Source organism: Actinoplanes sp. CA-252034, assembly GCF_050956125.1.
Classification (GTDB): domain Bacteria; phylum Actinomycetota; class Actinomycetes; order Mycobacteriales; family Micromonosporaceae; genus Actinoplanes.
In genome coordinates, this window is sequence record NZ_CP191846.1 from 6,185,999 (window position 1) to 6,196,058 (window position 10,060).

A 10,060-nucleotide genomic window follows, 5' to 3' on the forward strand; every position below is an offset into this window, starting at 1 on the left:
CACGGGCCCCGCGCTAGCGTTCGCGGATGCGCACCAGTGAGGAGATCTACCACCGGGTGCGCTGGGATCCACGGCTCGACCCGGCCCGGTTCGTGCTCGGCGTCGACCTGCACGGTGCCGAGCCCAAGCTCGTGCCGCTGCCCGCGTTCGTGCCCGGCGGTGACATCCCGTGGCATCGGGTGCTGTTCATCGAGGCCGACGGCGAACGGGTGTGGGACCGCGCCACCGGCGCCGACCGCCTCGACACGTCGGCGGCCGGGCGGGTCCGGGCCCGCCGCCTTCTCGGCGCGCCGTTCTTCACGGCCCGCACCCCGCACGTGTGGCACCCGGTGGACGGCTGGGTGCCGGCCGCGGTCGACCGCAGGACGGTGCCCGCGGTCGACCGCAGGACGCCGGCCGTGGTGGACGGCTGGGTGCCGGCCGCCGCGACGGGCGCCGGTCCGGCCGAGCGGGCGGGCACGCTGCGGGTGCTGACCTGGAACACGCTGTGGGACCGCTACGACGCCGACCGCCTCGACACCGCCCGGCGCCGGCCGCTGCTGCTCGACGACCTGCAACGCGCCGACGCCGACGTGATCGCGCTGCAGGAGGTCCAGCGTGACCTCCTGGAGCGGCTGCTGCGGGCGGGCTGGGTGCGCGACGGCTACACCCTCTGCACCGACCCGGCCGGGCGGGACGTCGACGACAGCGGCGTGCTGCTGCTCAGCCGGGTTCCGGTGCTGGAGTCGGGGCGGCACGTGCTCGGGCCGTACAAGCAGGTCACCGCGATCACGGTGGCCGGGCCGGTGGTGGTGGCGGCCGTGCATCTCACCAGCGACCACGCCGCCGACGGGCCGGCGCGGCGGGCCGCCGAGCTGGCCGAGCTCGCCGGAGGGCTGTCGGGGCTGGACGCGCCGGTCGTGGTGGCCGGTGACGTCAACGACGGCGGCGACACCCCGGCCCGGCGGCTCGGGCTGCGAGACGCGTGGATCGAGGCCCACGGGCCGGACGACCGGACCGCCACCTTCGACCCGGTGCGCAACCCGCTCGCCGCGGTCGGGTCGCTGACCGGCCGGGCGTCCCGGCTGGACCGGGTGCTGCTGCGCGGCGGGGAGCTGTCCGTCCTCGCGGCGGGGCTGGCCGGTGACGTACCCCGCGACGGTCTCTTCCCGTCGGATCACTTCGCCGTGGTCGTCGACGTGACGGTCGGTGATCGGCCGGTGGAGACGGTCAGCGCGCGGCCGACGGCCCGGACCGCGGTGGCGTGGCTGCCGCCGCGGCGGCTGTGGCCGCCGGTCCAGCAGGTCCGGCAGGCGATGGACCCGCAGGTCGAACGGTGGCCGCCACACGTCAACGTGCTTTTCGGCTTCCTCCCGGAAGCCGATTTCGAGGACGCGGCGCCACATCTGGCAGCCGCGGCGGCCGAGGTCTCCCCGTTCGAGGCAGACCTTTCGGGGGTACGCACCTTCGCGCACCGTGACGACGCCACCGTCTGGCTCGACCCGGCCGCCGCGGGCCCGGAGCCGTGGGCGGGGCTGCACCGGGCGTTGCAGCGCCGGTTCCCGCAGTGCCGCGGTCGCGCCGGGGGCTGGACGCCCCACCTGACGCTGGGCCGCGCCAGCGGTCCCGTGACCACCCGGCTCGCCCCGGCGACGGCCCGCGTCGACCGGCTGACGCTGTTGTCCCGCCGCGGCGACGAGCCGATGGTCCCCCGGGCGGAGCTGCTGCTCGGCACCGGCGAACTGCGCTGGTTGCCCGATCCGGAGCCGCCCGCACCGCCCGCACCGCCCGCCGCCGAGCCGGGCGCGGTCCTCGCCACGCTGCGGGCCGCCCTGCCCGAGGCGATCGTGTACCTGGCCGGCTCACGACGGCTGGGCTGCGACCTGCCCGGCGCCGACCTCGACCTGGTCGCCGTGCTCCCCACCGGGACCAGCGCGGCGCTCCCCCACCAGGCCGGCGAGACTCCCTCCTCCCGGACCGACACGACTCTCCCGGACCAGTCCGGCGCGACTCCTCCGAGCGGGACCGGCGCGGCAGTCCCCGGCCGGGGCGGCGCGGGGCTGGTGGGCGGGGCGAACACCGTACCCACCGGCGTGATCGACGTCGACGGCCTGCGGCGACGGGTCGCCGACGCTGTCGGGCCGGGATGGTCGGTGCGGCCGGTGACCGGGGCGCGGGTGCCGGGGCTGCGGCTGGCCGGGGACGGTCTCGCGGTCGATCTGGTCACGGTCGGCTCCGGTGGGCTGCCGCCGGACGAGGCGGTGAAGCGGCGCGCGGAGCTCGGCGAGCCGTCGGCCGTCGCGTTGAGTGCCGTGTCCGACGCCGAGGCCGTGCTCGCCGCGACCGCCACCGTGCCCGGATTCACCGGCCTGGCCCGCGACGTCAAGGCATGGGCACGGTCACGCGGCCTGGACTCGGCTCCGTTCGGCAGCCTGCCCGGCCTGGCCTGGGTGGTACTGGCCGCACGAACCGCCGTGGACGCCGGCGACCTGGCCCCGGACGAGTTGCTGCGGCACTTCCTCGGCACCTGGGCGGCGTGGGACTGGAGCGAGCCCGTCAGTCTGACCGGCGCCGCCACGGTGCTCACGGAGGCGTACCCCATGATGGTCCTGACCCCCTCCTCTCCGGTCCGGATCTGCACCGGGCAGGTCGGTCAAGGGCTCGCCGACCTGGTCGTTCAGGAGCTCTACCAGTCATGGGAGGGGCAGCCCGCGACGCCACCGCACCGGCGGCACCGGGCCTGGGCCGTGCTGACCGTCGAGCCGGTGGCGGGCGAGCCGTTCGAGGAGACCATCGGCCGGTTCCGTGGCCGGGTGCGGGCGCTGCTGAGTGCCCTGGAGGAGGCCGGGGTCACCGACGCGCACGCATGGCCGCGGCCGTTCACCACCGGCCCGGCCATCCGTGAGTACGCCGTCGGCCTCGGCCGCCGCCCGCCGGACGCCACCGCCCTCGCCGCCATCCTGTCCCCGTGGCTCGCCACCCTGCCGGGCGTCCGCGCCGACCGGGCCGACGGCGCTGCCGTGCCGACGCTGCGATGATCCCGGGCTTGCGGGCTGCCGGACTCGCGGCCCGGACTCGTGGGCTCCCCGGGCTCCGGGGCTTGCGGCTCAAGTGGGTCGAGCGGCGATGCTCCTCCCCATGACAGATCACGGCGAACTCCATCCGATCGGCGACGTGGCCCGCCGGACCGGCCTGTCGGTCAGCGCCATCCGCTTCTACGCCGACGAGGGCATCGTCCCGGCCAGCGGCCTCAACCATGCCGGCCACCGGCTGTACGACGTGACCGCCGTCGCCCGGCTCGAGCTCCTCCGCACCCTCCGCGACCTGGGCGCCGGACTCGACGAGATCCGGCGGCTGATGGACGGCGGGACGACGCTGCGCTACCTGCTCGCCGAGCATCTGGAGCTCGTCGAACGGCAGGATCGCGACCTGCGGGCCCGACGGTCGGTGCTGCGTGCCCTCAACCGGCACGACCATCCGGTGCAGCGGGCGGCCCTGATGCGCCGGCTCGTCACGATGTCCGACGAGGACCGGGAGCGGCTGGTCGACGACTTCTGGGCCGAAGCCGGCGCCGACCTGCCCGAGGACTTCGCCGATCGCCTCGGCGCGATGCGGCCGCGGCTGCCCGAGGATCCGACGGCCGCCCAGTTGGACGCCTGGATCGAGCTGGCCGATCTGCTGCGGGACGAGGAGTTCCGTGCCGCGGTGCGCGATCATCTGCGCGACACCTACACCGGGTTTCCGGGGTCGGTGATGACGTCGGCGCCCGTACAGGATTTCATCCACTCCGCGCCGGCGGTGATGGAGAGAATCCTGGACGCGTACCGGTCGGGGCTGCCCGCCGACGCCGCATACGCCCGTGAGCTGGCCGGGCGGCTGGCGAACGAGACTGCCGCCGCGCTGGGCGTCGACGACTCCCCGCAGCGGCGCGAACGGCTCGCCACCGCCTACCTGATGCTCGACGGGTTCGACGACACCGGGCACGACGAGCGGTACGCGGCGACCCACGGCCGCTACCTGGCGCTGGTGGCCGCGGTCGACGCGAGCCCACCGGACCGGCACGCCGACCTGGACCTCGGCGACCTGGGCCGCTGGCTGGCGACGGCCCTGGCCGGCCGGATCTAGCAGGCAGCTCGTGTCGAGAGGAGGTCTTCTAGAGAGCTTTCGGAATCAGGGTCTGCGCCGGCGTCGGCCGGCCATAGCTCAGCCAGATCATGACGTCGCCGGAAGCCCGTTCACGCCGCGGTCCACGGACTGGTCACCGAGACGTCCGCCGCCCTCGGCCAGCGGGACTGGCCACCAAGACGTCTCCGGCCCATTGCCCCGAGGGACTGGTCGCCGAGACGTCCGCTGCCCTTGCCCCGGAGGACTACGTCACCAGGACGTTCCCTGCCTTCGCCGAGGCCTTCGCCGAGCACGAGCACGAGGACGAGGACAGGCGCACACGAACACCGATCGTGCGACCCCAGCCACGCCCCCACGACCACCAGCGCACACGAAACCCCGATCGTGGGCTCTCACCAACGCCAGGGCGACGACCAGCGCACACGCAACCGCTACGTGTGCGCCCATCACCGCCGGCGACCACAGAGAAGATCGACTACACGGACTACCGACACGCGTGGGCCGGGTCGCCGACGCTGGTACGGACTACCGACACGCGTGGGCCGGGTCGCCGACGCTGGTACGGACTACCGACACGCGGGGGCCGGGTCGCCGACGCTGGTACGGACTACCGACACGCGGGGCCGGGTCGCCGACGCTGGTACGGACTACCGACACGCGGGGGCCGGGTCGTCGACGCCGGTGTCGCGCCGCGGTCGCACCCGAGCAGCGGTTCGGGTGGGCACAAGGCCCATCGCCGGAGCCGTCCGGTGCACCCGGTAGGGGAACCCGGGCTCGGTCACCGACCGTAGACGGCGGCGAGAACACCCGAACCCGGCAGGTAGGCCGGCCCGGGGCGGCGGCGACCTGGCACAGACCCTGACCTCGAAAGCTGCGCGGTGACCTGGCACAGACCCTGACCTCGGAAGCTGCCTAGCGGTCGAACAGCAGGGTCTGCAGGCCGGTTCGGCCGCTCTCGGTGGCCGGGACCAGGCCGTTCTCGTCGACGCGCAGCTCACCGTCCGGGCCGCTGAGGTTGATCTGGCCGGAATCGCCCGCCGGGATGACCTGCCAGGTCTGTGTGGGTTCGCCGTTGCGGCACGGTTGCAGGGCCAGCGGGATCCCGGACGTGTCGGTCACGCACCAGCCGGGCCGGGCCGCCGGCACGATGATCACCCGGTCGCGGGCGGTCACCGGCGCCGGGAGCAGTGACATCTCGGTGGAGGCGTCGCGGGCCGTGCCGGTGAAGTCGACGACGTCGTCCGTGCCGACGGCCAGCCATAGATCGATGCCGTCGTCGGCGACGTCGATCAGGACGCTCTTCTCCAGGTCGACGCCGAGTTGACGGAGCCTGGTGACGTTGGAGGTCACCGCCGGTGCGCGGGACGAGGCGGCGGAGGACGGCGGGACGGACAGCCGGCTAGGTGGGGCGGAGGGCCGGGTCGCCTGGACGGACGGCCGGGTGGGCGAGACGGACGGTGGGAAGGGCGGGCCGGGCTCCGGGCCGCGGGTCAGGACGGCGCCGAGGCCGGCCGCGGTGACCAGGACGGCGGCGAAGGCGGCGCCGGTGGCCCGGTTGCGGCGGCGACGGTCGCCGCGGCGGCGGATCTCGGCGGACGGCGCGAGGGCGGCGGTGTGCTGGAGGTGTTCGGCGTACGAGTCCAGGCCCTGCTGGATGCGATCGTCAGACATCGCGGCTCTCCCGGCCCGTCTCGAGGGTGTCGCTGTCGGTGAGGTGGGCGGCCAGTGCCCGGCGGCCGCGGGAGAGCCAGGTGGTGACCGTCCCGGCGGGGATGCCGGTCTCCCGGTGGATCTCGGCCACGCTCAACCCGGCGATGTGGTGCAGGACGATCACCCGGCGCTGGTCGGCGGGGATCTTCCGCAGTGCCGCGACGATCGCCACGTGGTCCGGGTTGAGCGCCTCGACGCGCCGGCCGGTGGTGTCGCGCCGGTGGGCCTGGAGCCGGTTGACGGCCTTGCGCCAGGTGCTGACCGCCTGGCGGTACGCGACCTGGCGTACCCAGGCCTCGGGGTTGTCGTAGGCGCTGATCCTCGGCCATCGGTTCCAGGCGCGCAGGTAGGCCTCGGCGACGGCGTCCTCGGCCTCGGCCCGGCTGCCGACGATCATGCTGATCTGGGCCAGAACGCGACGGGAGGACATCGCGTAGAAGGCGTCGAAGTCCTCCGTGTCGCGCAAGGGTGGCTCCGGCTCAGTCGGCGTACAGGATGGTCTGCAGGCCGGTGCGGCCCCGGCCACTGGTGGTGATCTTGCCGTTGTCGACGCGGATCACACCGTACATCCCGTGAAGCTCGAATTGCCCGGAATCGCCTGCCGGGACGATCGTGAAGATCTGCTGTTCACGCCCGGCCCGGCAGTTCTCCAGCTTGAGCGGGGCGCCCGTCGAATCGGCGACGCAGTAGCCGGGACCCAGGTCCTCGTTGTAGAACGGCGGCTTGATCAGGACGCGGTTCGGGGCCGTCACCGGGGCCGGGGCCAGGAACATCATCGTGTCGTCGGTTCGCGACGTGCCGATGAAGTCGACGCCGCTCCCGCCGACCGACAGCCAGCGGTCCACGGCGTCGTCGGCCACGTCGATCACCACGCTCTTCTGGACGTCGATGCCGAGCCTCCTGAGCCGGCTCAGGTCGGAGAGCGGCGCCTTCTCCGCGGTGGCCGCCTTCGATACCGGCGCCGTCGAGGTGGGCGCGGACGCCGGAACCGGTGCGGACGGCGATGCCGGTGCGGAAGGTGACACCGGGGCGGACGGGGCCGCCGGGGCGGACGGGGCGGCCGCGGTGGTGTCGGCACAACCCGCGAGGGCGGCAGCGCTCAGCACCGCGACGGCTCCGAAGACGAGGGAACGCATGGGGAACTCCTTGACGAGGGGCGTGTCCGGCAATCGCCGTGGACACGCCCCGCGCCGGCCCCTGATTTCACGGGAAGGATAACGAAATGGTCACTCGAAGAACTTGAGACCGAAGCCGGTGCTCGTCGTGGCTCCCGGCACGTTGGCGCGCCGGTAGGTGACGCTCCCCCACCAGACGGCCGTCCCGGTGTACCAGTAGCGGTTCGCCCACGAGTACGGCGTGCCCTTCGTGACCGCGTGGTACATCGTCGGAAACCGGTTGCCGGACGGCGGACTGGTGGCGATGTCTCCGCGCTCGAGGACGAACGTGTGATGCCCGGGCCCGTCGGCGTGGGCGGTCGGATCCCAGCCGGCCATCAGCTCCGAGGCGTGCGATCCGAACAGGCAGCCGTTGCTCTTGTACCAGTCCCAGACGTACGCCGGGTCGCCACCCGGGCGCAGGCGCAGCTCGGCCAGGCAGTACCGGCTGCTCCAACTGCCGTTGGCGGAGTACACGACGTGCAGCTGACCGTTCGGGTCGAGGATCGGCTCGGGCGCCTCGTTGATGTACGGGTTGCCGACCACCCGCTCCCACGACTCACGGGGCTGGGAGATCACGTACCGTGCTCCGGTCGTCGCCGTGGGGCTGCTCATCCGGGCCACGTAGAGGTTCTGCTCGACGTTGGTGCCGCCGGCCCAGCCGGACCAGACGAACCAGCGCTGCCCCTGGTAGGTGAACGGCACACCGTCGATGGCCCACCGGTCGTCGGGCAGCGCGACCTTCGTGGCGGCCGAGTAGCCGCTGTCGGGGCCGGCCGAGCTGATGTGGTACATCCGGTGCGCGGCGCCGGTCCCGGCCGCGAAGTAGATCCGGTACTGCCCGTCGTGGTGGACGATCTCCGGCGCCCACACCTCGCCGAGGCCACCGGTGTCGCGCCAGACCTGCTTCTTCGGGGCGGCGGCGAGGCCCTCCAGGGTGGTGGCGGTCCGTACGGCCACACCGCCGTCGACCGATTTGGCGGAGACGTACAGCCCGCCGACCTTGATGACGCTCGGGTCGGCACCGCCGAGCGTGGTGCGCCCGGCCGACGCGGGTGGCGCGAGGGCGAGAGCGCCGAGGACGGCTGCGGACAGGATGGCGAGAAGCCGGTGGGGACGAGGCACGGGGTTCCTCCTTCGACTCACATCTATTTAAGAAAGTTAACAGACTATTAACGTTGAACCGGAGCCGCCGCAGGACCGTAGAGCCGGGAGAAAGGCGAAAGTGTTTACGGAAGAACGGGCGGATTTCGTGGCGCCGGAGTACTCGACCGGACCTGCGCACTACCGGCGGCAGGGCCAAGTCCCGCGTCAGCGTGCCGCGTTCACGGAAGACGTCGCGGGCGTGTTCACGGAAGACGTCGCGGGCGCGTTCACGGACGCCGCTGCGGGCGTGTTCACGGAGAACGCTCAGGACGTCGCTCAGCCCTGGCGGGCGGCCGGGCCGGACATGTACACGACGGACTGGGCGCCACGCCGCCATCGCAGGGGCCGCCGACGGGCCCGGGGCCGGGCCGGTCGCACGGTGTCGATCCTGCTGGTCGTGAGCGCCGCCGTCGCCGGCGGCGGATACGTCGCCCTGAGCGGTACCGGCCGCCCGGCGGGCACACCGATCACCCTCGACGCCGCGATCGAGCCGCGCACGAGCATCCCGCCTGCCGCCAACCGGAACCGGCCGCGCCCCGCCGCGTCAGCGAGCCCGTCGGAGAGCCCGTCGGCCACCGTGCGCAAAGCCACGCCGAAGTCCACCCGGCCGCCGCAACCGGTCGCCGGCCTGAACCAGACGCAGATGAACAACGCCGCCGTGATCGTGCAGGTCGCCCGGGAGATGGGTCTTCCCCGCCGGGCGATGCTGGTGGCCATGATGACCGGGCTCCAGGAGTCCAGCCTGCGCAACCTGGCCAACACCACCGTCCCGGCCTCGCTCGACCGGCCCCACGAGGGCGACGGCGCGAACTTCGACTCGCTCGGCGTCTTCCAGCAGCGCCCGAGCCAGGGCTGGGGCACCGTGGCGCAGCTGATGAGCCCGCGTTACGCCGCGAAAGCCTTCTACGAGAAGCTGATCGACATCGCCGGCTGGGAGTCCCGGAGCCTCGGCGACGCGGCGCAGGCCGTGCAACGCTCGGCGCTGCCGGACGCCTACGCCGATCACCAGGATCGCGCCGAGAAGGTCGTCGACGCGCTGCTGTAGGCGCGTACGGTGGCCGATGCCGCCCTCCTACGGCTCCGGTTCCCAGGCGATCAGCTGGTCGAACACGCGCCGGTCGCCCTCGATCCGCAGCGCGTCCGCCGAGATGCGGCCGTAACAGAACATGACCAGCTCATGGGCCGTGCCCCGGGCGGAGACGTAGGCCACCTCCGGGTCCTCGACGGGGGCCGGCGCGGCGAGACCGGAGGCCGGTGCGGGAAGACCGGCCGCCGACGCGGCGAGACCGGAGGCCGGCGCGGCGAAACCGGCCGCCGGCGCGGGGAGACCGGCCGCCCGGGCGCCGTCGGCGGAGAACCAGAGCCGCCAGGAACGGCCCTCGGTCGCGTGGTAGTCGACGACCGCGGGCGGGTGCGGCCACGCGGCCGTCGTCGCGACGCAGGTGGTCACGAACTCGTCGACGCCGTCGAGGGCCACCTCGGCCGGCAACGGCTGCGGGGCGCCCACGGCGACCTGCGCGTCGTAGGTGTGCACGGCGACCTGCTGGAGCTGGTGCCGGGCGACGGCGCCGGTCGTCTGCGGCGACTGCGACGGACCCCACCACGTCCAGCAACCACGATCCGGGCCGGCCGCCCGCAGCGCGTCCAGCAGCTCCCCCGTCGACGCGGTGAACCAGGCCAGCAGGGCCTCGCGCTCCCGGGGCGCCACCGGGGCGGAGAACGCGGGCGGAGCGTCGGCGGGTCCCGCGGCCACGACGGCGGCCCACTTGCGGCGCCCCTCGCCCAGGTGCTGCACCAGGTCGAACAACGTCCACTCGGGGCAGGTCGGCACCCGCACGTCGAGGCTGGGCGCCGCGGCGACCGCCGCACGGAAGGCGGTCGATCGCTCGTCCATCAGCCGCAGCAGGTCGGCGAACTCCAAAGTCTTCTCCACCGCGGCTTTCTAC

Annotated in this window: 8 protein-coding genes; 3 read left to right on the forward strand and 5 right to left on the reverse strand. The window is 73.6% G+C overall.

Features of this window, described 5'->3' with window-relative positions; translation table 11 throughout:
* Positions 1-26 precede the first annotated feature (26 nt).
* Both ACQPZW_RS28535 and ACQPZW_RS28540 read left to right on the forward strand, forming a co-directional pair.
* Positions 27-3,017, forward strand: a complete 2,991-nt coding sequence (locus ACQPZW_RS28535; protein WP_433789107.1) for a poly(A) polymerase — start codon at positions 27-29, stop codon at positions 3,015-3,017.
* A gap of 100 nt (positions 3,018-3,117) precedes the next feature.
* Positions 3,118-4,104, forward strand: a complete 987-nt coding sequence (locus ACQPZW_RS28540) for a MerR family transcriptional regulator (RefSeq protein ID WP_433789108.1) — start codon at positions 3,118-3,120, stop codon at positions 4,102-4,104.
* 912 nt (positions 4,105-5,016) lie between these two features.
* Here ACQPZW_RS28540 and ACQPZW_RS28545 read toward each other — a convergent pair.
* From ACQPZW_RS28545 to ACQPZW_RS28560, 4 genes are all read right to left on the reverse strand, one after another.
* A complete protein-coding gene (locus ACQPZW_RS28545; protein WP_433789109.1) occupies positions 5,017-5,775 on the reverse strand; it encodes a hypothetical protein in 759 nt (252 codons plus the stop codon).
* A complete protein-coding gene (locus ACQPZW_RS28550) occupies positions 5,768-6,244 on the reverse strand; it encodes a sigma-70 family RNA polymerase sigma factor (RefSeq protein ID WP_433797645.1) in 477 nt (158 codons plus the stop codon). The genes ACQPZW_RS28545 and ACQPZW_RS28550 overlap by 8 nt, the downstream gene beginning before the upstream one ends.
* A gap of 49 nt (positions 6,245-6,293) precedes the next feature.
* The gene (locus ACQPZW_RS28555; protein WP_433789110.1) at positions 6,294-6,950 is read right to left on the reverse strand and encodes a hypothetical protein; all 657 of its coding nucleotides are present in this window, start codon (positions 6,948-6,950) and stop codon (positions 6,294-6,296) included.
* 90 nt (positions 6,951-7,040) lie between these two features.
* Positions 7,041-8,093, reverse strand: a complete 1,053-nt coding sequence (locus tag ACQPZW_RS28560) for a glycoside hydrolase family 43 protein (RefSeq protein ID WP_433789111.1) — start codon at positions 8,091-8,093, stop codon at positions 7,041-7,043.
* A 220-nt stretch (positions 8,094-8,313) separates the two neighbouring features.
* Here ACQPZW_RS28560 and ACQPZW_RS28565 point away from each other — a divergent pair, with 220 nt between their 5' ends.
* The gene (locus tag ACQPZW_RS28565) at positions 8,314-9,159 is read left to right on the forward strand and encodes a hypothetical protein (protein WP_433789112.1); all 846 of its coding nucleotides are present in this window, start codon (positions 8,314-8,316) and stop codon (positions 9,157-9,159) included.
* Positions 9,160-9,186: 27 nt separating this feature from the next.
* Here the strand turns inward: ACQPZW_RS28565 and ACQPZW_RS28570 are convergent, their stop codons facing one another.
* A complete protein-coding gene (locus ACQPZW_RS28570; RefSeq protein ID WP_433789113.1) occupies positions 9,187-10,047 on the reverse strand; it encodes a maleylpyruvate isomerase family mycothiol-dependent enzyme in 861 nt (286 codons plus the stop codon).
* Positions 10,048-10,060: the final 13 nt, after the last annotated feature.

Bases quoted from the DNA above. Each gene is read 5' to 3' on its own strand.
- ACQPZW_RS28535 (WP_433789107.1), top strand. From the start codon at position 27: ATGCGCACCAGTGAGGAGATCTACCACCGGGTGCGCTGGGATCCACGG.
- ACQPZW_RS28540 (WP_433789108.1), top strand. From the start codon at position 3,118: ATGACAGATCACGGCGAACTCCATCCGATCGGCGACGTGGCCCGCCGG.
- ACQPZW_RS28545 (WP_433789109.1), bottom strand. From the start codon at position 5,775: ATGTCTGACGATCGCATCCAGCAGGGCCTGGACTCGTACGCCGAACAC.
- ACQPZW_RS28550 (WP_433797645.1), bottom strand. From the start codon at position 6,244: ATGTCCTCCCGTCGCGTTCTGGCCCAGATCAGCATGATCGTCGGCAGC.
- ACQPZW_RS28555 (WP_433789110.1), bottom strand. From the start codon at position 6,950: ATGCGTTCCCTCGTCTTCGGAGCCGTCGCGGTGCTGAGCGCTGCCGCC.